This window comes from Sphingobium sp. V4, assembly GCF_029590555.1.
Taxonomy (GTDB): Bacteria; Pseudomonadota; Alphaproteobacteria; order Sphingomonadales; family Sphingomonadaceae; genus Sphingobium.
Window position 1 is genome coordinate 700957 of the sequence record NZ_CP081001.1, and the last position, 20604, is coordinate 721560.

A 20604-nucleotide genomic window follows, 5' to 3' on the forward strand; every position below is an offset into this window, starting at 1 on the left:
TGCCATGAGGAATGGGGGCTAACCGTCCCCTTCCTCGACAAACAGCTTGAGCCGGGCGAGTGTGCCGTCCCACTGTGCGCTCACCTCGGCGAGCCAGCCGCGCGCCGCTTCGATAGCGTCGCGTCGCAGCGCATAATGCACCTCGCGCCCGCTCCGGCGGCGATGAACCAGCCCGGCGCCATGCAGCACCTCCAGATGCTTGGCCACCGCCTGCCGGCTCATCGGCAGCCCTTCGCCCAATTGCACGATCGACCTTTCGCCACCATCGGCCAGCCGCCCGACCAGCCCGAGGCGGGTCGCATCCCCCAGAGCGGCAAAAAGCTGCGCCGGTTCAGCCCTCGACATAGCGTTTGATATTCTCTACCTGCTCGGCCCAGCCGCCGTCATTGTCGCGCAGTATATTGGACCGGCGCGGTTCGGGCACCTTGTCGAACCCGCTTTCGGTCACTGTCAGCTTGGTGCCGCCGGCGGTCGGCTCCAGCCGGAACTCGACCAACATCCATTCGGGCACGCCCGTCCGGATCGCCTCCTCATCGCCGCCCGTGGCCGGCCATTCAAAGGCGAAGCGCGTCATCGGCTCGATCGCGACGGTGCGCGATTCCCACGGGAAATGCTCGTAGCCCGGATAGGTCATCCGGCCGGTCGAGATCTGGCCGACGACAAAGGGCTGGTCGAGCGCGACCAGAAACCACGCGCCGAACTTCTCATGATCGATCAGCGCGTCCCAGACCCTGGCGACCGGGGCAGCGATCTCGATGCTCTTGACGATGCTGTCGGACATATGGGCAACCTCCTGGTTGCCTATATGCGCTTCCGTCTCCCGTTAAGCAACCCTTTGGTTGCGTTCAAGCCCGCGCCTCCGTGCCGACGCTGTTGTGGCGCAGCGCGGTCAGCACCGTATCGACGATGGCGTCGGCATCCAGCCGGGCATCGGCATATTGCTTCTCGGGCTTGTCCTGGTCCTGGAAGATGTCGGGCAGGCGCATGGTGCGCAGTTTCAGGCCGTTGTCGATCAGGCCAAGGTCGCTCGCCAGGGTCAGGACATGCGCGCCAAGTCCTCCGATCGCGCCTTCCTCGATCGTCACCGCAACCTCGTGGGTGGTCAGCAGCCGGCGGATCATCGCCTCGTCCAGCGGCTTGGCGAAGCGCAGGTCGGCGACGGTGGTGCTCAGCCCCTTGGCCTCCAGCGCTTCGGCCGCCTTCATCGCTTCCTCCAGCCGCGTGCCGAGCGAAAGGATGGCGACCTGCCGCCCTTCGCGCACGATCCGGCCCTTGCCGATTTCCAGCCGTTCGGGAATTTCCGGCATGGCGACGCCGGTGCCGTTGCCGCGCGGATAGCGCACCGCGATCGGCCCGCTGTCATGGACGGCGCAGGTATGGACCATGTTCACCAGTTCCGCCTCGTCGGCGGCGGCCATCACCACGAAATTGGGCAGGCTGGCGAGATAGGTGACGTCGAAGCTGCCGGCATGGGTGGAGCCATCCGCGCCGACGAGCCCCGCGCGGTCGATGGCGAAGCGGACCGGCAGATTCTGGATCGCGACGTCATGCACCACCTGGTCATAGGCGCGTTGCAGGAAGGTCGAATAAATGGCGCAGAAGGGGCGCATCCCCTCCGCCGCCAGGCCCGCCGCGAAGGTCACGGCATGTTGTTCGGCAATGCCCACGTCGAACGTCCGGTCGGGGAAGGTCGACTGGAATTTGTCGAGGCCCGTGCCGGACGGCATGGCGGCGGTGATGGCGCACACCTTGGCGTCGCGCCGCGCCTCGGCGATCAGCGCCTGCGCAAAGACATTGGTGTAGCTGGGCGGCCCCGGAGGTGCCTTGGCCTGGGCGCCGGTGATGACGTCGAATTTCTGCACGCCATGATATTTGTCCGCCGCCGCTTCGGCCGGGGCATAGCCCTTGCCCTTCTGCGTCACGACATGGATCAGGCACGGCCCCTCGGCCGCGTCGCGGACATTTTCCAGCACCGGGATCAGCTGGTCCAGATTATGGCCGTCGACCGGGCCGACATAATAGAAGCCCAGTTCCTCGAACAAGGTGCCGCCCATCGCCATGCCGCGCGCGAACTCGTCGGTCTTGCGCGCCGCATTGTGGAGCGGGCGGGGCAGCCGGCGCACCAGCCGCTTGGCGAGATCGCGCAGGCCGAGAAACTCGCGGCTCGACACAAGGCGGGCGAGATAGGCCGACAGGCCACCCACCGGCGGCGCGATCGACATGTCATTGTCGTTCAGGATCACGATCAGCCGGTTGCCGGCTTCCCGCGCATTGTTCATCGCCTCATAGGCCATGCCTGCCGACATGGCGCCGTCGCCGATCACGGCGATCCCCTTGCCGGGCCGATCCTGCATCCTGTTGGCGATGGCGAAGCCCAGCGCCGCGCTGATCGAGGTCGAGCTGTGCGCCGCGCCGAACGGGTCATATTCGGATTCAGCGCGCTTGGTGAAGCCGCTGAGGCCGCCGCCCTGACGCAGGGTGCGGATGCGGTCGCGCCGGCCCGTCAGGATCTTGTGCGGATAGCATTGATGGCCGACATCCCAGACCAGCTTGTCGTTGGGGGTGTCGAACACATAGTGGATCGCGGTCGTGAGTTCGACGACGCCGAGGCCCGAACCGAGATGGCCGCCGGTGACGCCGACCGCCGCGATGGTTTCGGCGCGCAGCTCGTCGGCCAGCTGCCGGAGCTGATCGGGTTCCAGCTTGCGCAGGTCATCGGGGGTCTGAACGGTATCGAGCAACGGCGTGGATGGACTGGACATAATGATGTGCCTACTCGTTTTCCTGCGCCAAGTCGAACCCTTGCGATGCGTTTGGCGGCTCCAGAGCCTCCACGATCGCCACCGCCCGGGCAAAGCGCGCGTCCCAGTCCCCACCGATCGCCGCCCAGCGAACGCCGGACTGTTCCAGCATGTTCCGGCAGATCTGCGCGAAGCGCGCGCGCACCTGAGCGTCGCCATAGATGCGGACCGGATCGGCAATCCAGGCGACATCGGGTTCGAGCTGAAGATAGAGGTCGGCCTTGGGATAAGTCAGCAGGGCCTTTGGGGCATGTCCGATCATCATTTCAGCCCAGGCCGCGGTCATCAGCGAATCGGTGTCGGCAAAGAGGAAGCGGGTGGCTCCCGGCATGGCGGCTGCGATCATGGCTGCCTGTGTCCGGCCGATCAGCAGCAGATCCTCTTCCGTCATGTCGACGCCATGCGTTTCGGCGTGGGCGCGGCCATATTCGGGCACCCAGAGCGTCCCGAAATGCCGCGCGAGCCGCTCGGCCAGCACCGATTTCCCCGTGCTCTCCACGCCATGCAGGACGATGCTGAGGGTCATGCCGGCTTGCGCTCCATCGTCCGCCGCCAGGCGATGAGGCCTGCGAGCGCGATGACGAAGAAGAGGGCGTAAAGGATCGACGTCGCGATCAGGCCGCGGCTCCAGAACAGGCCGATCGCCAGCGCATCGACCGCGACCCACAGGGCCCAGCTTTCATATTTGCGCTGGGACTGGAGAATTTGCGCCGCGACGCTCATGCCGGCGACCGTCGCATCGGCGAAAGGCGCGGCGGCGTCGGTGAAGCGCGCCATCAAGCTGCCCCAGCCGAGGATCGCGATCGCCGTGCCGCCCAGCCACAGGAGCCGGGCCGGATTGCCCAGCCGTCCGACCGCAATGCCGCCATCGCCCACTTTCTCGCTGCGCGCCCAGTTCCACCAGCCATACAGATTGATGGTGAGGAAGAAGATCTGGAGCAGCGCGTCACTGTAGAGCCTGGCCTCGACGAAGACGAAGAAATAGAGCGCCACCATCGCGATGCCGAAAGGATAGTTCCACAGCGACCGGCGCGCCACCAGCACGACATTGACGAGGCCGAGCGCGGCCGCGAGCCATTCGACCTTGTCCACAGCGGCGTGCGCTCAATGCGCGCCGCAGGTGCCGCGCATCTCGATCACGGCGCGCCGGGGCGCGAAGCCGGCCTTTTCCGCAGCCGTGCGCAGCGAAGAGGTGATCGGATCATTGTCGATATGGGTCACCTGGCCGCATGTGTCGCATACCAGGAAGATGCAGTCATGATGGCAGCCCGGATGGGCGTTGGCGATATAGGCATTGGCGCTTTCCACCCGCATGGCGATGTTGTTCGCCACGAACAGGTCGAGGATGCGGTAAACGCTGTTGGGCGCGACCCGCTTGCCGCGCGCCTTCGATACGTTGTCGGCGATGTCATAGGCCGACGCGGGCTTTTCCTCGGCTGCCAGCGCGTCGAAAATGGCCGCGCGCATGGGCGTCCATTGCTCGTTCTGCGCCTCCAGCGTGGCGCGCGCGGCATCGGCCAGCTTCGCGCCGGTCGGTTCCTGGTGATGATGGTGAGCATGGTCGGCCATGGTCCCTATCTAGGCGGGACGGTGGTTTGCGGCAAGGTGGCGCGGATCAGGGGCGCGAGAAGCTCCAGGCAGCCCAGAGCCAGCCCGCGATCATCAGTGTGCCTCCGACCGGCGTGATCGCGCCCAGCCATCGCGGCCCGCCCAGCGCCATGATATAGAGGGAAGCGGCGAAGATCGCCCCGCCGACCAGCAGCAGCGTGGCCGCGCCGCGCGCGGCGCCCATGATCGCCACTGCAGCGACGGCGTGGATCAGCTGGTAGAGGCCGCCGGTGCGCAGCCATTCGGCCGCCTTGGGATCGGCGGCGCCATGCGCGCCGAAAGCGCCGGCGCCGATCGCCAGCGCAGCCGACAGGCAGGCGAGTATCGCGATCATATATCCTCCTTTTCCCCCCGGCTGAGCAGGTGCATCGCCTTGCCGGGCCGGTACATCAGATCTTTAGCGGCGAGCAGGCTGCCATGCTCGATCTGGGCGGCGAAGCGCTGTTCGTCATTGGCGCGATACTGACGTTCGACCTCCTCCACTTCCTCCTGCGGCACCCCCAGCGACTGCATCGCCTGCACGCCCATGCAGATCGCCGATTCATAGACTTCGCGCACGACAGCCGCCAGGTCCATGTCCTGCAACGCCAGCACCTGCCGCCGGTCGAAGGCGCGGACCATCAGCGCCGCCTGGGGGAAGGCTTCGGCGATCGGCTGGAGCGCACGGGCGTCGAGCGAGGGATCGTCGATGCAGAAGGCGATCAGCCGCGCTTCGTCGGCACCCGACCGGCGCAGCAGGTCGATGCGGGTGCCGTCGCCATAATAGACCTTCATGTCGAACCGGCTCGACGTCTCGATCTGCGCCGGCTTCTTGTCGATCAGCGTGACGGCGAAGCCATGGCCCATCAGCATCTGCGCGACGGTCTGGCCGAAACGCCCATAGCCCACGATGATGGCGGACCCGCGCGGCGCCTCTTCCGGGCCGGACAGGCTCCCATCATCCTTGGGCTTGGCAAATTCGAATCGGCGCGCGAACAGCATCAGGAAGGGCGTCGTCGCCATGGAGAAGGTGACGATGGCGCTGAACAGGCTGGCCGCCTCCGGCGCGATCAGCAGGGCATTCTGGGCCTGAGCGAAGAGGACGAAGCCGAATTCGCCACCCTGGCTGAGCAGCAGGCCGGCGCCGAACGCCGCCTGCCAGCTCATCCCGAACAGCCGCGCCAGCCCGGTGACGATCGCGGCCTTGGTCGCGACGAGGATCGCCGCCATGGCGATGACGAACAGCGGATTGGCCGCGACCGCGCGCAGGTCGAGCACCATGCCGACGGCCAGGAAGAACAGACCGAGCAGGATCGAGCGGAAGGGTTCGACGTCGGCTTCGATCTCGTGGCGATAGGGCGAATCGGCCAGCATCACGCCGGCGATGAACGCGCCCAGTGCGGTCGACAGGTGCAGCGCGTGCATCAACGCGGCGGCGGCGAGCACGGTGAACAGGCCGACGGCGACGAACAGTTCGCGCTCGCCCATCCGTCCAACCAGCGCCAGCAGCGGCCGCAGGATGAAGCGGCCGGCGAGCACCAGTCCCGCGATGGCGGCGACGGTATAGCCTGCCATCATCCATCCCGGCGGGCCGCCCGCATCAGCGGGGTTGCGCGACAGCGCGGCGACGATGGTGATCAGCGGGACGATCGAGAGATCCTGAAACAGCAGGATCGAAAAGACCTTTTCGCCGAAGGGTGAGTTGATCCGGCCGCTGGACTTGAGGCCGGGCAGCACCTGAGCGGTCGAGGAGAGGGCGAGCGGCAGGCCGAGCGCGATCGCCGCGCCCCATGTGAAGCCGGTGGAATAGAAGATGATCGCCGTCAGCGCGCATCCGCACAGCACCACCTGCGCCAGGCCCAGCGCGAAAATGTCGCGCTTCAGCCGCCACAGCCTGGCCGGATGCAGTTCGAGGCCCACCAGGAACAGCAGCAGGACGATGCCGATTTCGGCGATGGCCAGCTTCGATTCGCCGCCGCCGACCAGGCCCAGCCCCTGCGGACCGACCAGCGCGCCCGCGACGAGATAGCCCAGCACCGCGCCCAGCCCGAATCGGCGGAACAGCAGGACGAAGAACACCGCCGCGCCCAGCAGGATGACGCCTTCCGACAGCAGCATCTCTGTTGCGTTGGCGGGAATGGGGGCGTCACCCTGCATCAGGCGTCCGCCATCCGCGCCGCTTCGGCGATGGCCTCGAAACCGAGACGGATGGAGGCATGGCGGGCCGGATAGCCGCGCGCGGGGGCCAGCACCGCCAGGCCCGGCCAGAAGTCGAGATCGTCGCTGTCCCCCGCCAGATAGGCGGCCAGCTTGTCGCGCGCCTCCGCCAGTTCCGCCGCGCTCAGGCCGATGGCCTGCGCCGCCATCAGCGCCGCCGAAGCCTGGCCGAGCGCGCAGGCTTTCACGTCCAGCCCCATGTCGGCAAGGCGGCCATCCGCCATCCGGACGTCCGCCGTCACCCGCGATCCGCAGGTAGGCGATCGTTTCTCCACGGTCGCCTGCGGATCGGCCAGACGCTGATGATGCGGAATGCTGGCGGCGAGCCGCAATATGTCCTTGTTATACAGGGGGGCACTCATGCCCGACCATGTAGGGCAGGAAGGGCGCGGGGTGAAGGCGGCGATTGGGTCAGCGGAAAAATAGAATGAACGGGCCGTCACAAAATCCTCCCCCGGTGAGGTGTTCGATGGAAATATGGGTCTCCATCAAGGGGAGGAATTAGTTGCCTTGGGGTGGATCGGCGGCCTATCGCCCCGCTTCATGAAGATATTGGTCGATGCAGACGCCTGTCCCGTCAAGGAGGAGGTCTATAAGGTCGCCTGGCGGCATGACGTGTCCGTCATCATCGTCAGCAACAGCCCGATCCGCGTGCCGGCGCACCCGTTGATCGAACGGGTGGTGGTGAGCGACGGCTTCGACGCAGCCGACGACTGGATCGCGGAGCGCGCCGGGGCGGACGTCATTTGCATCACAGCCGACATCCTGCTCGCCGATCGCTGCCTGAAGGCGGGGGCTGTCGTGATCGCGCCCACCGGCAAGCCGTTCACGCTCAGTTCCATCGGCGCGGCCATCGCCACGCGGGCGATCATGGCGGATCTGCGCGCGGGCGCCGTGGGCGACCCCATCGGCGGACCCGCTCCCTTCTCGAAGGTCGATCGCTCGCGCTTCCTCTCCGCGCTGGACGAGGCGCTGGTGCGCCTCAAGCGAGGACGCTGATGGCCGATTTCGATGCGATCATCCTGGGTGCGGGCGCGGCCGGCATGATGTGCGCCGGCGTCGCGGGGCAACGGGGCCGGCGGGTGCTGCTTGCCGACCATGCCGACGCGCCGGGTAAGAAGATCCTGATTTCCGGCGGCGGGCGGTGCAACTTCACCAATATCCACACCGCGCCCGACCGCTATCTGTCGACCAATCCCCATTTCGCGAAATCCGCGCTGGGCCGCTACAGCGCGCAGGATTTCATCGCGCTGGTCGATCGCCATGGCATCGCCTGGCATGAAAAGACGCTGGGGCAGCTTTTCTGCGACGGGTCGGCGAAGCAGGTCGTCGCGATGCTGGAAGCGGAATGCGCCAGGGGCGGGGTGACGATGGCGCTCGGCCAGCCGGTCGCGGACGTCGATCATGGCGACGGCCTGTATCGGGTGCGGCTGGGCGACCGGGAGCATCGCGCGCCCGCGCTGGTGCTGGCTACCGGCGGGCCGTCCATTCCCAAGCTTGGCGCGACCGGTTTCGCCTATGACGTCGCGCGCCGTTTCGGCCTGTCGGTGGTGCAGCCGCGCCCGGCGCTGGTGCCCTTCACCCTGGGGCCGGAGGAGGCGCTGTTCCAGTCGCTCTCGGGCGTATCGGCCGATGTCGAGGTGCGCTGGGGCAAGACCCGCTTCCGCGAGGCGGCGCTCTTCACCCATCGCGGCCTGTCCGGTCCCGCGATGCTCCAGATCAGCAGCTACTGGCAGCATCGCACTCCGATCAACGTCAATTTCCTGCCCGATCGCGGTGCCGACTGGCTGCTCGCCGAAAAGCGCGAACGGGCGCGCGCGACCCTGCGCAAGATTCTGGCGCAGGCATTGTCGGAACGGCTGGCCGACGCCCTGCTGGAGCGGATCGGGGTGCAGGGCGAGGTCGGCAACCTGTCCGACAAGATGCTGCGCCAGGCGGGCGCACGCCTGTCCGATTGGCCGTTCGTCCCCTCGGGCACCGAAGGTTATGCCAAGGCGGAAGTGACCGTGGGCGGCATCGCCACCGCCGGGCTGTCGTCGCGGACGATGGAAGCCGCCAAGGCGCCCGGCCTCTACGCCATCGGCGAGGCTGTGGACGTCACCGGCTGGCTGGGCGGCTATAATTTCCAGTGGGCCTGGGCGAGCGGCTGGGCCGCCGGACAGGCGCTGTAGCGCCGCGCGGCTACGGGCCGCTCAGGCCGTCTGCGCGCGCGCCGCGGCCACGCTCGCCTGAAGATGCTTCTGGCGGAACGGTTTGGACAGGCGGACGATATCGGGCGCGATCAGGTCGATCCCCTCATAGCCCGAGATGATGAGGACCGCGATCTCCGGCCGATCGACCCGCAGCCGCAGCGCCAGTTCCGCGCCGGTCATGCCCGGCATCACATGATCGGTAATCACGATGTCGGGGCTGTAGCCGGCCTCGATCATGCCGATCGCCAGTTCGGCGCTGTCGATGTCGACCACCTCATAGCCGAGCTCGGTCAGCATCTCGCGCGTACCGGTCCTGACCATCGCATTATCGTCGATCAGCAGCGCCTTGCCCTGGTTTTTCCCGGACACCGTTTGGTCGCTCCCGGCCAGGCCGGTCGCCTTCTTCGCCTTCTCGACCGGCAACCACAGCTGGACGTCCGTTCCCTTGCCGACCTCGCTGTCGATTTCCAGCGTGCCGCCCAGCTGGCCCGCCAGCCCATGCGCCATGGACAGGCCCAGTCCGGTGCCATGGCCGACGGGCTTGGTCGTGAAAAAGGGTTCCATGGCCGACGCCTTGACCGCCGGCGTCATGCCCGCGCCCGTGTCGGAGATGGTCAGGCAGACATAGTGGCCGGGCGCCAGAGCGGCGGGGAGTCCTCTTTCCCGCGCCTCCGCCGTGATCGTGAGCGCGCCGCCGCCGGGCATGGCGTCGCAGCTGTTCACCGCCAGGTTCAGGATCGCCAGTTCCAGCTGATGGGCGTCGGCATGGACCGCCGGCAGCGTCTGCGGCAGGTCGATGGTCAGGGTGATGCGCGGGCCGAGCGTGCTGGCCAGCAGCGCCTGCATCCCGGCGAGAAGATCGGGCAGATCGACCGCCACGGGCTGGAGAGGCTGGCGCCGGGCGAAGGCCAGCAGTCGTTGCACCAGTATCTGCGCCGATTCTGCCGCCTGCATGGCGATGCCGGCGGTCCGTTCCACGGCGCCGGATGATCCGCTGCCGGACAATATGAGGTCAAGGCCGCCGATGATGGGCGTCAGCAGATTGTTGAAATCATGGGCCACATGGCCGGTCAACTGGCCCAGCATCTCCATCTTCTGCAGATGGCGCACCTTGTCCTGCGACTGTTCCAGCGCGCTGCTCTTTTCGCGAACGCGCTGGTCCAGATGGAGGTTCAGCGCTTCCAGCGATGCGAAGAGGCGGCCATTCTCCAATGCGGTCGATGCGGCGCGGGCCAACGCTTCCAGCAGGGCGACCTGATTGTCCGTTGGCGCCCCGGCCTCCGACCAATAGGCGCCAACGGCTGCGATCGGCTCGACCCGGCCGATCGGCACCATGACCATGGAGCGGACGAAAGTGCGGCGATAGGCCTCCTTGGGGACGCGCGCATCATCCAGCACGTCCGGAATGACGGCGGTCTGACGGTTGAGCATGGCCCAGCCGGACACGCAGCGCTCGATCGGGAAACGCTGTCCCGCCCACAGCGGCTCCATCGAATCCTCGGCGATATAATGGCATTCTTCCTCGTCGCGCAGGACGATAGCGATGCCGTCGGCGCCCACGGCCCGGCGGGCGAAAGCGCGAAGGACGGCGGTGATCGCGTCGAGCGACCGCGCGCCCGCCAATGCCTCCATGGCCTCAGCCGCCATCGACCAGCGTGCGGCCAGGGCTTTCTGTTCGGACGCGAATTCGCTGTCTATTCTCGCCTTCATCGAGCAACCTCTGAATCGGCCACCGGCGGCTTATAGCATCGAACATGATGCGGAGGGAAATGGGCCGTCGTCAAACACTTATGACGATGCGACAGGCCGAATGTGGCTTCCGTCCGATTAACTATTCCACCCCCAGAAATCTCTAGGGTCCGCCGTCCTCGCCCTCCGGTTGCGTAGGGGCGATACGGGGCGGGGGCGTGCCCTGCGGCGGCAGCGGAAGCGGCTGGTCGGACGGGATTCGCAACTGGTTGCCGCCGATGTTCACCGTCATGCCCTCCGCGTCGACGCCCACTCCGACATTGCCGATTCCCGTTTCCACCGTGACATTGGCGATGGCGTTCACCAGGTCGCTATCCTGTTCCTCCTCCGGCACCTGCTCGACCGGCTCGTTGATCGCGCCGCTCATGAAATTGCGCCAGATGCGCGCCGGCACGCCGCCGCCTGCCGCGCCGCCGGGCAGCGGGGCATTGTCGTCATTGCCGATCCAGACCGCCGTTACCAGGCCGCCCGCATAGCCCACGAAAATGGCGTCGCGGCTGTCCTGCGTCGTGCCGGTCTTGCCGAAGGTGCTGGTGCGCAGTGCGGCAGCGCTGCCGGTGCCGCGATTGGCGGCGGAGGACAGCAGGTCGCGGATCATTTCCAGTTGGTCGTCGCTGAACCGGCGCTGGCGCTGCATCAGTTTCTCGAACCACCCCTGTTGCTCGGGCGGCAGGCCGTGCGCGACCACAGGATAGGCGCCGGCGGCGACCGAGGCATAGGCTTCGGCCAGTTCGATGAGCGGGATTTCGGATGTGCCGAGCGCGAGGCTGAGATCCTCGGTCAGCGGCGCGGTGACGCCCAGGTCGCGGGCGACCTTGATGACCGTATCGACGCCGACCTTCTGGGTCAGGCGCACGGCGGCGACATTGCTCGACGCGGCAAAGGCCTGGCGCAGGGTGATGCGCCCGCGATATTTGCCGCCATGGTTGGCCGGGCGATAGGTGCCGGTGGTGATCGGCGTATCGTCCACCATGTCGTCGGGCGTCATGCCCGAACGGAAAGCGGCCAGATAGACGAACAGCTTGAAGGTCGATCCGGGCTGGCGCTTCGCCTGCACCGCGCGGTTGAAGCTGCTCTTCGCATAATTTTTGCCGCCCACCATGGCGACGACGCTGCCATCCGGCTTCATCGCCACCAGCGCCGCCTGCGCCTGGCCCAGCGGCGCGCGCCGGATCGCGGCTTCCGCGAGGCGCTGGATGCGCCAGTCGAGCGTGGTCGGCACTTCCTGTTCGCCATAGACGGCGCCGGCCCGGTCACGGGCATGGGGCAGAACCCAGTCGGCGAAATAGGTGCCGCTCGTCGGATCGGGATCGTCATGCAGGTTGAGCCGCGCGGGGGGCAGGGCGTTGCGCTCGGCCTGGCTGATATAGCCGGCGTCCACCATCGCCTGCGTGACGAGCGCGGCGCGGGCGCGCGCACCCTTTAGGTTGGACGTCGGGGCCAGCCGCGACGGCGCCTTGAGCAATCCGGCCAGCATCGCCGCTTGCGGGATGGTCAGCCGTTCGGGCGAGCGGTTGAAATAATGGCGCGCTGCGGCGCGCAGGCCATAGACATTGTCGCCGAAATAGACGTTGGAGAGATATCTCTCCATGATCTGGTCCTTGGTCAGCCAGGCTTCCAGCCAGACCGCGATCAGCGCCTCGCGCGCCTTGCGCCCGAACGTCCGGTCGCTGGACAGGAACATGCCCTTGGCCAGCTGCTGGGTGATGGTGCTGCCGCCCTGCGACGATCCGTCCGACCAGAAATTATGCCACATCGCGCGCGCGACGCCGCGCGGATCGACGCCCCAATGGCTCTGGAACCGGCGATCCTCGATCGCCATGAAGGCCTGGGGCACATGGGCGGGCAGTTCCGTCATCGTCACCGGCTTGTCGATCACCGCGCCCCGACGGGCGATCAGATGCCCGTCGGCCGACATCAGGCTGATGGCGGGCGGCGCGATCGGCTTCAGGGATCGGGACAAGGGTGCGGTGACGGCCAGCCAGGCGATCAGGACCATCAGCAGCGCCAGGCCCGCCGCGACCACCCAGCCGAAAATCTGCATCCGCCGGCGCCAGGGCGTGGGCGGGGCGAAGGCGCTGGGCGGTCCGGCACCGAATGCGCGCGGCTGCGACGCGTCGGAAGGGACGGGTGGGACGGACTCGTTCATCGGTTCGGTCATGCTGTATTGTTCACATCATACAGTCAAGCATGTCCCGCGCCGGGACAGCCCAAAATTAACCATCTTTGGTAGTGGCAGAAATGGTAAATTCCGCGTTAACCAATGCACATGCGAAACCGTCCTCTTGTCCTCACGACCGAATCGGCCCGCCATCCCTTCCGCCAGCGGCTCCCAGCCCATGTCCTGCGCTTGATGCCGGAGGGCGCCGGCCGCAGGAAGCGCCCGGTCGACGACGACAGCGACTGGAAGCTGTTTGCACTGAGCTTCTGCGCCTTCTTCTGGGCCTTTTACGGCTTCATTTTCTGATCCGTCGGTCAGTGGCACGGCGGGCCGTCGCAAGCCCCGTCGTCACACGCCTTGTGCAGCCGCCATGCCATCCAGGCGCAGGGCAGTGACAGGATCGCGACCAGCAGCAATTGCATCACGACCGACACGCCTGCGATGCTGAGGCCGATGGCGCAGAGCGATCCCACCACCATTGCGCCGGAATTGACGATATTGTTGGCCGCGACCGTCCGCGCCGCCTCGCATTTTTCCACCGTGGTGGTCAGGAACGCGTAGAGCGGCACCACGAACATGCCGCCGAAGGTCGCCACGCCCAGCAGGCAGAGCGAGAGCGGGATGGCGAGCGGATGCGCCATGAACCCCGCCAGCGAGAGCATCTGCCCGCCCGGCGCCGGCGTCCACAGGTCGCACACGATGTGGAAGGCGACGATGCACAGGCCCATGCCGATCACCGATGCGGGCGCATATTTGGCCGACACATGCCCCTGGAGCAGCCGGTTGATCGCGATCGACCCGATTGCGATGCCGATCGAGAAGATGGCGAGGAACAGGCTGGCTACCGGCTTGTCGGCTGTCAGCACGTTTTTCACCAGCGGCGGAAACTGGATGAAAAGGATGGAGCCGACCGCCCAGAACAGGCTGATCGACATGATCGCCAGGAACAGGCGGCGAATGTGCATCGTCCCGCGCACCAGCGCGATCGACGAACGGACGATATGGAAATCGATGGGTTGCTTTTCGAGCAGGGACGGAGCCGACGGCACCTCGCGGCCCGCGACATAGCCGATCAGCGCGGTGATGATGATGCCCATGGCGGCCACCTCCACCGGGATGATCCCGGCCAGGATGGTGCCGGCCAGAATCGCGATATAGGTGCCCGCCTCGACCAGGCCGGTGCCGCCCAGCACTTCCTCGTCATGCAGATGCTGGGGCAGGATCGCATATTTGATCGGGCCGAAGAAGGTCGAATGGATGCCCATGGCGAACAGCGCGGCGAGCAGCAGCGGGATCGCCAGGCTATGCACGCCGATGCCGCTCCAGATCAGGGCCAGGCCGACCGCGCCGACCGCCATGATCAGGATTTCCGCCGCCTTCACCCATCGAATGATGGTCGCCTTGTCCCGCTGATCGGCGAGCTGGCCCGACAGGGCGGACAGCAGGAAGAAGGGTAGGATGAACAGGCCGGTCGCCAGCGCACTGAACCAGGTTTCGGACCGTTCGTCATTATAGACTTGGTATACGACGAACAGAACCATCGCGTTCTTGAACAGGTTGTCGTTGAACGCGCCCAGCAGCTGGGTGATGAACAGCGGCAAAAAACGGCGCTTGTTCAGGAGCCTGAGAGAGGCTTGCATGTTATGGGGCGTCTTCTTTCCCGTTAGCGACCGGGCCGGGGTCTAGCGGCTGGCGGCGTTCCTGTCCAATGCTTGCATCGCCTCGCTTGTGCAGCGTGCCGGACTGTGGCAGTTCGCGGCCATGCTGACGCTGCCCAATTTGCTGACGCTTTCGCGCATCCTGACCGTGCCGTTGCTCGTCGCCCTGCTCTGGCCCGAAGAATTGGCGGGCGTGGGGCAGGGCGCGCGCTGGACCACCGGCTATGCGCTGGCCTTCGGCCTTTATTGCCTCATGGGCGTGACCGATTATTTCGACGGCTATCTGGCCCGGGCGCAGGGAACGGTGTCGAAACTCGGCGTCTTCCTTGACCCGATCGCCGACAAGATCATGGTCGGCGCGGTCATCCTGATGCTGGCCGCGACGCGCGACATCGCCGGCATCCATATCGTTGCCGCGATGATCATCCTGCTGCGCGAGATTGCCGTCTCGGGACTGCGGGAATTCCTGGCCGGGTTGCAGGTGTCGGTGCCGGTGTCGCGCCTGGCGAAGTGGAAGACGACCTTCCAGATCATCGCCCTGGGCGCGCTGATCCTGGCCGGGGCCGTGCCGCAATTTGCCTTCGTGCAGATGGTCGGCATCCTCACGCTCTGGGCGGCTGCGATCCTGACCCTCGTCACCGGTTGGGACTATCTGCGCGTCGGCATCCGGCACATGGACTGACCGATGGCGCAGCTCAGCATCGTCTATTTTGCCTGGGTGCGGGAGGCGATCGGTCGCGACGAGGAGCGGATCGACCGCCCGGATGCCGGCACCACCATTGCCCAGCTGGTGGCGTCCCTCGCGGCGCGGGGCGGCGGTTATGCGCAGGCGCTGGGCGATTCGGATCGTCTGCGCGCCGCGATCGACCAGCGTTTCGTGCCGATCGACAGCCCGGTCGGCGACGCGCGCGAACTGGCCCTGTTCCCGCCGGTGACGGGCGGATGAAGCGGATCGCGATCCAGTCGGACGATTTCGACGTCGCGGACGAACTGGCCGCGCTGGAGGCGCTGGGCGGCGGCGGCGTGGCGAGCTTCACCGGCGTGGTGCGGGGCGAAGGCGGCCTCGTCGCGCTGGAACTGGAACATTATCCGGCGATGACCCAGGCGCAGGTCGAACGGATCGTCGGGGACGCGACGGCGCGCTGGCCGCTACTGGGCGTCAGCGTCATCCACCGGTTCGGACGGCTGGAGCCGGGCGCGCGGATCGTGTTCGTCGGTACCGCCTCGCGTCATCGCACGGCGGCGCTGGAAAGCTGCGCCTTCCTGATCGACTGGCTGAAATCGCACGCGCCCTTCTGGAAGAAGGAACATTTCGAAAGCGGCGTGACCCAATGGGTCGAGGCCCGCGCCGAGGATGAGGCGAAGGCGGAAGGTTGGCAAGCCTGAACCGCCGCAGCCGATCGGCCGGTCTGAAAGCGACCAATTGCAGACGTTCGACGCCGAAACTCCGTCTCTAACGTGCCGACCGACCGCTTCCCGGATGGATGAGCGGACGAATGGCACGATACCCACCGGCTCCATGTATATCTGCGGTGGCGGGGTTGCGCGATTTACGCCCCCTTAGTCACCGTTGGCATCAACCATGAAAACCGTCGGTTTGCCTCGAGATGCAGGTTCCCATCCTGCCGACAGTGCGGCCCGCACTCCTCGCGAAGCAATCGCATCGTTGATGTGTAAACGCCCTTTCGGCAATCCTCTCATCAGGCGCTTGGGTGCCGGAAATTCCAGCACGGCCTGGCGCGGCATGTCTCTCTGGCGCAGAGAGACGGTCATGCCTTTCCAGCCATCGGAAGAGGATAATTGAGGTTCGCTCAGGAGTTCCCAATCATATTTGAAACCGTCAATCTCTACAGTGCCGCTGCGGCCGGGTGCTTGAAACATGTCATCCCCTTAGCATGTCGGCAGCGATACTCCATCCATGGTATCGCAGGCTTTTCTCGATGTCCTCAGTCGCCATACTGTGCGAACAGACCATATGATTGAGTCCGTCGCCAACGCCGCATAGGCCAAGTGCGGCAATCCCCCTTCTGGGAGAGGGGGGAGGATTTGTCTTAATCCTCCAACCAATCGGATATGATCTCCCCGTTATGCCCTTCGGGCGCTAACGCCGCGCGTAATGCTTCCAACATTGGCGGGAGGGCCTGCGTGAAAGCATAGGGCGGATTGATAATGAAGAGGCCTGCGCCGTTATAGATGCCGGGTTGCTCGCTATCATATAGCCAATGCTCAACCCGCAGAAATTTCGGGATGCCGAGCTTGCGTAACTTTTGCGTCCACTGCCAATGCGTGGCGCGGTCTTTCAGCGGAAACCAGATCACCGTCACACCATGCGCCCATTTACGGTGAGCGGCGGCGAGTGTGGCGGTGATGCGCGCGCGTTCGTCCGTCTGCTCGTAGGGTGGATCGACCACCACCACGCCGCGCGCGGTGCGGGGCGGCACCATAGCCAGCCAAAGTTCGTAAGCGTCGCGTTGATGCACGGCCGCACTGGTGCCCCGCATCACGCCGCGCAGTGTGCAAGCGTCTTCCGGGTGCTTTTCGTTGAGGATCAGGACATCCTGCGGGCGCAAAAGCTGCGCCAGAATCTGCGGCGAGCCGGGGTAAAGGCGCGGTTCGCCACTCACATTCACCGCCTGCACGGCGGCGCGGTAGTCGTCCAGCAAAGGGTTCGGGTCTGCAACGGCCCGCAGCACGCCTTGCATGGCTTCGCCGGTACGTTGGGCCTCGTCGCCGCCAAGATCGTACAGCCCGCAGCCGGCATGGGTGTCAATCAGGGTCAGCGGACCCGGCTTGTGTTGCAAGGTCCGCACCAGGGTGATCAACAGGCTGTGCTTTACGACATCGGCGCTATTGCCAGCATGGAAGGAATGGCGATAATTCATTGTGCTTCAAAATCCTGATGATCTGCCTTTACGAGTTGCTGGACCTTCTGCAAGGCGAAGCTATGGCAGTGCCGCTATTGGCCGATTTTGCGACGGCGGCTGGCTGGCCGGTAAAAGCAGATAGCTGTCCATCTGGTTGTGGCATGGATATTGATAGCAAGTGGCCATTAGCTGTCGGTCGGCCGCCGCGCGTATATCGCCAGGTGATTTTCACCGTCCAGTGTCAGATATTGCCACTTGCCTCACTGAAAGCAGACAGTCGCCTCGCCACCCATTTCCGTCACTGCGAGCCGCCAGTTTCCCGACCCTTTCGCCCTTCCCTTCGAACGAACGGGATGGTCTTCAGGCCGCTTCCGGCAGCCGGCAACTCGTTGCCGCCGCGTCGCGCAATATGCCCGCCAGCATGTGAAATTCCTTCTCCCGCGGGCTGTTCTTCCGCCATACCAGCGCGATGTCGCGCGAAGACCGCTCCGATTTCAGCGGCCGGGCGGCGATGCGCGTATGCTCCAATATGCCGCCGGCGATTGCCATTTCCGGGATCATCGTCACGCCTAGCCCATTGTCTACCATCTGGATCAGCGTGTGGAGCGAAGTGCCCATCATCGTCGCGCTGGCACGCAGGTCCGGTCGGTTGCACGCCGCCAGCGCATGATCCTTCAGGCAGTGGCCATCCTCCAGCAGCAGCAGCTTGCTCTCATCGATCATGTTGGGGCCGATCCAGTCGGGTGGATTGGTCGGGTCGTCATGCGGGAAGGCGACATAGAGCCGGTCCTGGAACAATATCTCGCTGTCCAGTTCGCCCATGGGGAAGGGCAGGGCCAGCAGCACGCAGTCGACATTGCCGTGGCGGAGCGATTCGATCGCCGCCTGCGTCGTTTCCTCGCGCAGATAGAGTTTGAGTTCGGGCCGTTCCCCGCGCAGCCTGGGCAGCAGCCGCGGCAGCAGGAAGGGGGCGATGGTCGGGATCACGCTCATCCGCAATTCGCCGGTCAGCGGCTTGCCGGAGGCTTCGGCGATCGCGGTCAGTTCCTCCGCCTCGCGCAGGACACGGTGCGCCTTTTCCACGATCCGGTCGCCCAGCGCGGTGAAACGCACCACGCGGCGGGTGCGCTCGACCAGCGTGACACCGATCAGCGACTCCAATTCACGGATGCCGGCCGACAACGTCGACTGGGTGACGAAACAACTGTCAGCGGCCTTGCCGAAATGGCCCTGCTCCTTGAGCGCTACCAGATATTGCAGCTGTTTCAGCGTGGGCAGGTAACTGGACATTTATCGGCTTCCTCGATCAGAAAGCCGGATATAAGCGCATTATCCGATATATCCAAGATATTTGGCGACGCCGAACAGCGACGTGATCGTCAGGATGATGCCGACCGCCGTGAAGAGGACGCGGGGCGAGACGCGCCGGGCGAGCATCGCGCCGAAGGGCGCGGCGACGACGCCGCCAATCAGCAGGCCGACCGTGTAGGTGGTGAAGGTTTCCCAGCCCAGATGGAACAGGAAGGTCAGGCTGATCGAGGTGGTCAGGATGAACTCCACCGTGTTGACTGTGCCGATCGTATGGCGCGGGCTGGACCCCTGGAGCAGCAGGTTGGACGTCACGATCGGTCCCCAGCCGCCACCGCCGGTGGCATCCATGAAGCCGCCCACGAGGCCCAGCGGCGTCACCCATTTGGGATCGCGCGGCTTGGGCGGCAGGTGGAAGCCCCGCCAGATGAGATAGACGCCGATCGCGGCGAGATAGAATTGGACGAAGGGCTTGATGACCGATCCGTCGATGTTCGACAGCAGATAGGCGCCCGCGACGCCGCCGATCACGCCGGGAATGATGAGCCGGGCAAACAGCTTCCAGTCGACATTGCGGTGCAGGATATGGCTGACCGCCGACACGCCGGTAGTGAAGGTTTCGGCGGCATGGACGCTGGCGGACGCGCGGCTGGGCGGCACGCCGAGCGCCAGCAGCAGCGTGCTGGAAATAACTCCATAGGCCATGCCGAGTGCGCCGTCGATCATCTGGGCGCCGAAACCAATCAGGATGAAGGGCAGAATGTCGCCGAAATTGGCGATGAAGGCGTCAATCATCCGTCGTCCTTTGGTTTGATTGTCTACCTCATTGATAGGCATATATCATATTGCAAAGCAAGTTTCCCTTTATAACCCGAAAGCGGCATTTCGCCGCATCGGCCTGCTGCTCTGGAAAAAATCCGGGCATGGCCTTATGTAGGACGCGGTCAGGGAAGAATTTTCAGGGACGCGGACATGCTGCGCAATCTTGTCGCTTATCTCGATTCGGTGAAGGCGCGCGATCCCGCGCCCCGGTCCCGCGCGGAAATCCTGCTCTATCCCGGCGTATGGTCGCTGGCTTTCCACCGCGTCGCGCACCGCCTGTACGGCGCCCGCCTCTTCTTTCTGGCACGCGCGGTGAACCATCTGTCGCGCTTCCTGACCGGCAACGACATTCATCCCGGCGCGAAGATCGGCAAGCGCTTCTTCATCGACCATGGCTTCACCGTGATCGGGGAGACAGCCGAGATCGGCAATGACGTGACCCTCTACCAGAATGTCACGCTGGGCGGCACGGACCCCGCCAACGGCATCGCCGGCAAGCGGCATCCGACGCTGAGCGACGGCGTGATCGTCGGGTCGGGCGCGCAGGTGCTGGGGCCGGTGCAGGTCGGCGCGCGTGCGCGGGTCGGCGCCAATGCGGTCGTGACCAAGGACGTGCCCGAAGGGGCCACGATGGTCGGCATTCCGGCGCGGCAGATGCTGGTCGACGTCACCGCCTATCAGCGTGACTTCATGCCCTATGGCACGCCCTGTTCGGACTGCTTCGACCCGGAAAAGCAGAAGCTGGAAATGCTCCAGTGCGAGGTAGAGCAGTTGCAGAAGCGGATCGCCGAACTGGTGGCCGAGCGGCAGCAGCCGGACGTTCCCGAACCCGGCGTGCTGTTCAGGGAGCGTGGCCGGGCCTGATGACCAATGTGACGCCGTTCCCTGCGGCTTCGCCCGGACAGGTGGGCTTCGACCGGCTGGAACTGCAGCGTATCATGGATCTTTATGGCCGGATGGTGTCGGCCGGTCACTGGCGCGACTATGCCATGGACATGGGGCGGGAGGCGGCGATCTTCAGCGCTTTCCGCCGCTCCGCCGAGCGCCCCGAATATCGCATCGAGAAACGCCCCGCGCTGCGCCATCGCCAGGGCATGTGGGCGCTGGTCGGCGAGGGCGGCCATATCCTGAAGCGCGGGCAGGATCTCCAGAATGTGCTGGCCCCGGTCGAACGCAAGCTGCTGAGGATCGTCGAGGATTGACGCCGGTTTAGGAAAGACGGCGCGATGCCCGCTTGATAGAGCC

At 65.6% G+C, this 20604-nt stretch carries 24 protein-coding genes; 8 read left to right on the forward strand and 16 right to left on the reverse strand.

Annotated elements, in window-relative coordinates; translation table 11 throughout:
* Positions 1-18: 18 nt before the first annotated feature.
* From K3M67_RS03610 to K3M67_RS03650, 9 genes are all read right to left on the reverse strand, one after another.
* A complete protein-coding gene (locus tag K3M67_RS03610) occupies positions 19-345 on the reverse strand; it encodes an ArsR/SmtB family transcription factor (RefSeq protein WP_066858329.1) in 327 nt (108 codons plus the stop codon).
* On the reverse strand, positions 332-781 hold the full coding sequence (locus K3M67_RS03615; RefSeq protein ID WP_285832307.1) for an SRPBCC family protein: 450 nt from the start codon (positions 779-781) through the stop codon (positions 332-334). Before K3M67_RS03615 ends, K3M67_RS03610 begins: the two co-directional genes overlap by 14 nt.
* A 64-nt stretch (positions 782-845) precedes the next feature.
* A complete protein-coding gene (gene dxs, locus K3M67_RS03620) occupies positions 846-2762 on the reverse strand; it encodes a 1-deoxy-D-xylulose-5-phosphate synthase (protein ID WP_285832308.1) in 1917 nt (638 codons plus the stop codon).
* 10 nt (positions 2763-2772) lie between these two features.
* A complete protein-coding gene (locus K3M67_RS03625) occupies positions 2773-3327 on the reverse strand; it encodes an AAA family ATPase (protein WP_066858337.1) in 555 nt (184 codons plus the stop codon).
* Positions 3324-3893 (reverse strand): nicotinamide riboside transporter PnuC, encoded by a 570-nt coding sequence (gene pnuC / locus K3M67_RS03630; protein ID WP_285832309.1) that lies wholly within the window; start codon positions 3891-3893, stop codon positions 3324-3326. The genes K3M67_RS03625 and pnuC overlap by 4 nt, the downstream gene beginning before the upstream one ends.
* A 12-nt stretch (positions 3894-3905) precedes the next feature.
* Entirely contained in the window at positions 3906-4370 is a 465-nt protein-coding gene (locus K3M67_RS03635) for a Fur family transcriptional regulator (protein WP_066858344.1), read from the reverse strand.
* A gap of 46 nt (positions 4371-4416) precedes the next feature.
* A complete protein-coding gene (locus tag K3M67_RS03640) occupies positions 4417-4743 on the reverse strand; it encodes a DUF423 domain-containing protein (protein ID WP_066858347.1) in 327 nt (108 codons plus the stop codon).
* Positions 4740-6545 (reverse strand): cation:proton antiporter domain-containing protein, encoded by a 1806-nt coding sequence (locus K3M67_RS03645; protein WP_285832310.1) that lies wholly within the window; start codon positions 6543-6545, stop codon positions 4740-4742. Before K3M67_RS03645 ends, K3M67_RS03640 begins: the two co-directional genes overlap by 4 nt.
* Positions 6545-6967 carry an iron-sulfur cluster assembly scaffold protein gene (locus K3M67_RS03650; protein WP_066858353.1) on the reverse strand — a complete coding sequence of 141 codons (423 nt, stop codon included), beginning with the start codon at positions 6965-6967 and terminating at the stop codon, positions 6545-6547. Before K3M67_RS03650 ends, K3M67_RS03645 begins: the two co-directional genes overlap by 1 nt.
* 181 nt (positions 6968-7148) lie before the next feature.
* Here K3M67_RS03650 and K3M67_RS03655 point away from each other — a divergent pair, with 181 nt between their 5' ends.
* Together K3M67_RS03655 and K3M67_RS03660 are read left to right on the forward strand one after the other, a co-directional pair.
* Complete coding sequence (locus K3M67_RS03655) at positions 7149-7604, forward strand: YaiI/YqxD family protein (RefSeq protein WP_066858401.1); 456 nt, start codon at positions 7149-7151, stop codon at positions 7602-7604.
* Positions 7604-8776 (forward strand): BaiN/RdsA family NAD(P)/FAD-dependent oxidoreductase, encoded by a 1173-nt coding sequence (locus K3M67_RS03660; protein WP_285832311.1) that lies wholly within the window; start codon positions 7604-7606, stop codon positions 8774-8776. The genes K3M67_RS03655 and K3M67_RS03660 overlap by 1 nt, the downstream gene beginning before the upstream one ends.
* Before the next feature lie 21 nt (positions 8777-8797).
* On the opposite strand, the gene K3M67_RS03665 is transcribed toward K3M67_RS03660, so the two are convergent.
* Together K3M67_RS03665 and K3M67_RS03670 are read right to left on the reverse strand one after the other, a co-directional pair.
* Positions 8798-10507: an ATP-binding protein gene (locus K3M67_RS03665; protein ID WP_285832312.1), complete on the reverse strand. Its 1710-nt coding sequence runs from the start codon at positions 10505-10507 to the stop codon at positions 8798-8800.
* A gap of 142 nt (positions 10508-10649) precedes the next feature.
* Positions 10650-12707, reverse strand: coding sequence for a transglycosylase domain-containing protein (locus tag K3M67_RS03670; RefSeq protein WP_502958891.1), 2058 nt, complete (start codon positions 12705-12707; stop codon positions 10650-10652).
* A gap of 108 nt (positions 12708-12815) precedes the next feature.
* Between K3M67_RS03670 and K3M67_RS03675 the strand changes: the two genes are divergently transcribed.
* Positions 12816-13013 carry a hypothetical protein gene (locus K3M67_RS03675; protein WP_285832314.1) on the forward strand — a complete coding sequence of 66 codons (198 nt, stop codon included), beginning with the start codon at positions 12816-12818 and terminating at the stop codon, positions 13011-13013.
* 8 nt (positions 13014-13021) lie between these two features.
* Here K3M67_RS03675 and K3M67_RS03680 read toward each other — a convergent pair whose 3' ends face one another.
* Complete coding sequence (locus tag K3M67_RS03680) at positions 13022-14347, reverse strand: MFS transporter (protein WP_066858367.1); 1326 nt, start codon at positions 14345-14347, stop codon at positions 13022-13024.
* 121 nt (positions 14348-14468) lie between these two features.
* Here K3M67_RS03680 and pgsA point away from each other — a divergent pair, with 121 nt between their 5' ends.
* The 3 genes from pgsA to K3M67_RS03695 are packed head-to-tail and all read left to right on the forward strand — an operon-like array spanning position 14469 to position 15751.
* Positions 14469-15047, forward strand: a complete 579-nt coding sequence (pgsA, locus tag K3M67_RS03685; RefSeq protein WP_066858404.1) for a CDP-diacylglycerol--glycerol-3-phosphate 3-phosphatidyltransferase — start codon at positions 14469-14471, stop codon at positions 15045-15047.
* A 3-nt stretch (positions 15048-15050) separates the two neighbouring features.
* Complete coding sequence (gene moaD / locus K3M67_RS03690; RefSeq protein WP_285832315.1) at positions 15051-15311, forward strand: molybdopterin converting factor subunit 1; 261 nt, start codon at positions 15051-15053, stop codon at positions 15309-15311.
* Positions 15308-15751, forward strand: coding sequence for a molybdenum cofactor biosynthesis protein MoaE (locus K3M67_RS03695; RefSeq protein ID WP_285832316.1), 444 nt, complete (start codon positions 15308-15310; stop codon positions 15749-15751). The genes moaD and K3M67_RS03695 overlap by 4 nt, the downstream gene beginning before the upstream one ends.
* Positions 15752-15925: 174 nt before the next feature.
* Here the strand turns inward: K3M67_RS03695 and K3M67_RS03700 are convergent, their stop codons facing one another.
* From K3M67_RS03700 to K3M67_RS03715, 4 genes are all read right to left on the reverse strand, one after another.
* Positions 15926-16246 (reverse strand): hypothetical protein, encoded by a 321-nt coding sequence (locus K3M67_RS03700; RefSeq protein WP_084438946.1) that lies wholly within the window; start codon positions 16244-16246, stop codon positions 15926-15928.
* A 170-nt stretch (positions 16247-16416) separates the two neighbouring features.
* Positions 16417-17247, reverse strand: a complete 831-nt coding sequence (locus tag K3M67_RS03705) for a 23S rRNA (adenine(2030)-N(6))-methyltransferase RlmJ (protein WP_285832317.1) — start codon at positions 17245-17247, stop codon at positions 16417-16419.
* Positions 17248-17589: 342 nt separating this feature from the next.
* Positions 17590-18519: a hydrogen peroxide-inducible genes activator gene (locus K3M67_RS03710; protein WP_066856183.1), complete on the reverse strand. Its 930-nt coding sequence runs from the start codon at positions 18517-18519 to the stop codon at positions 17590-17592.
* Positions 18520-18558: 39 nt separating this feature from the next.
* Positions 18559-19332 carry a sulfite exporter TauE/SafE family protein gene (locus K3M67_RS03715; protein ID WP_066856179.1) on the reverse strand — a complete coding sequence of 258 codons (774 nt, stop codon included), beginning with the start codon at positions 19330-19332 and terminating at the stop codon, positions 18559-18561.
* Between the two features lie 177 nt (positions 19333-19509).
* On the opposite strand from K3M67_RS03715, the gene epsC reads away from it, so the two are divergent.
* The gene (gene epsC / locus K3M67_RS03720; protein ID WP_066856176.1) at positions 19510-20223 is read left to right on the forward strand and encodes a serine O-acetyltransferase EpsC; all 714 of its coding nucleotides are present in this window, start codon (positions 19510-19512) and stop codon (positions 20221-20223) included.
* Positions 20223-20561, forward strand: coding sequence for a DUF2794 domain-containing protein (locus K3M67_RS03725; protein ID WP_066856173.1), 339 nt, complete (start codon positions 20223-20225; stop codon positions 20559-20561). The genes epsC and K3M67_RS03725 overlap by 1 nt, the downstream gene beginning before the upstream one ends.
* Positions 20562-20604: the final 43 nt, after the last annotated feature.

Coding starts and splice junctions, on each gene's coding strand:
- K3M67_RS03610 (WP_066858329.1), bottom strand. CDS start 345: ATGTCGAGGGCTGAACCGGCGCAGCTTTTTGCCGCTCTGGGGGATGCG.
- K3M67_RS03615 (WP_285832307.1), bottom strand. CDS start 781: ATGTCCGACAGCATCGTCAAGAGCATCGAGATCGCTGCCCCGGTCGCC.
- dxs (WP_285832308.1), bottom strand. CDS start 2,762: ATGTCCAGTCCATCCACGCCGTTGCTCGATACCGTTCAGACCCCCGAT.
- K3M67_RS03625 (WP_066858337.1), bottom strand. CDS start 3,327: ATGACCCTCAGCATCGTCCTGCATGGCGTGGAGAGCACGGGGAAATCG.
- K3M67_RS03635 (WP_066858344.1), bottom strand. CDS start 4,370: ATGGCCGACCATGCTCACCATCATCACCAGGAACCGACCGGCGCGAAG.
- K3M67_RS03640 (WP_066858347.1), bottom strand. CDS start 4,743: ATGATCGCGATACTCGCCTGCCTGTCGGCTGCGCTGGCGATCGGCGCC.
- K3M67_RS03645 (WP_285832310.1), bottom strand. CDS start 6,545: ATGCAGGGTGACGCCCCCATTCCCGCCAACGCAACAGAGATGCTGCTG.
- K3M67_RS03650 (WP_066858353.1), bottom strand. CDS start 6,967: ATGAGTGCCCCCCTGTATAACAAGGACATATTGCGGCTCGCCGCCAGC.
- K3M67_RS03655 (WP_066858401.1), top strand. CDS start 7,149: ATGAAGATATTGGTCGATGCAGACGCCTGTCCCGTCAAGGAGGAGGTC.
- K3M67_RS03660 (WP_285832311.1), top strand. CDS start 7,604: ATGGCCGATTTCGATGCGATCATCCTGGGTGCGGGCGCGGCCGGCATG.
- K3M67_RS03665 (WP_285832312.1), bottom strand. CDS start 10,507: ATGAAGGCGAGAATAGACAGCGAATTCGCGTCCGAACAGAAAGCCCTG.
- K3M67_RS03670 (WP_502958891.1), bottom strand. CDS start 12,707: ATGACCGAACCGATGAACGAGTCCGTCCCACCCGTCCCTTCCGACGCG.
- K3M67_RS03675 (WP_285832314.1), top strand. CDS start 12,816: ATGCGAAACCGTCCTCTTGTCCTCACGACCGAATCGGCCCGCCATCCC.
- K3M67_RS03680 (WP_066858367.1), bottom strand. CDS start 14,347: ATGCAAGCCTCTCTCAGGCTCCTGAACAAGCGCCGTTTTTTGCCGCTG.
- pgsA (WP_066858404.1), top strand. CDS start 14,469: ATGCTGACGCTGCCCAATTTGCTGACGCTTTCGCGCATCCTGACCGTG.
- moaD (WP_285832315.1), top strand. CDS start 15,051: ATGGCGCAGCTCAGCATCGTCTATTTTGCCTGGGTGCGGGAGGCGATC.
- K3M67_RS03695 (WP_285832316.1), top strand. CDS start 15,308: ATGAAGCGGATCGCGATCCAGTCGGACGATTTCGACGTCGCGGACGAA.
- K3M67_RS03700 (WP_084438946.1), bottom strand. CDS start 16,246: ATGTTTCAAGCACCCGGCCGCAGCGGCACTGTAGAGATTGACGGTTTC.
- K3M67_RS03705 (WP_285832317.1), bottom strand. CDS start 17,247: ATGAATTATCGCCATTCCTTCCATGCTGGCAATAGCGCCGATGTCGTA.
- K3M67_RS03710 (WP_066856183.1), bottom strand. CDS start 18,519: ATGTCCAGTTACCTGCCCACGCTGAAACAGCTGCAATATCTGGTAGCG.
- K3M67_RS03715 (WP_066856179.1), bottom strand. CDS start 19,332: ATGATTGACGCCTTCATCGCCAATTTCGGCGACATTCTGCCCTTCATC.
- epsC (WP_066856176.1), top strand. CDS start 19,510: ATGCTGCGCAATCTTGTCGCTTATCTCGATTCGGTGAAGGCGCGCGAT.
- K3M67_RS03725 (WP_066856173.1), top strand. CDS start 20,223: ATGACCAATGTGACGCCGTTCCCTGCGGCTTCGCCCGGACAGGTGGGC.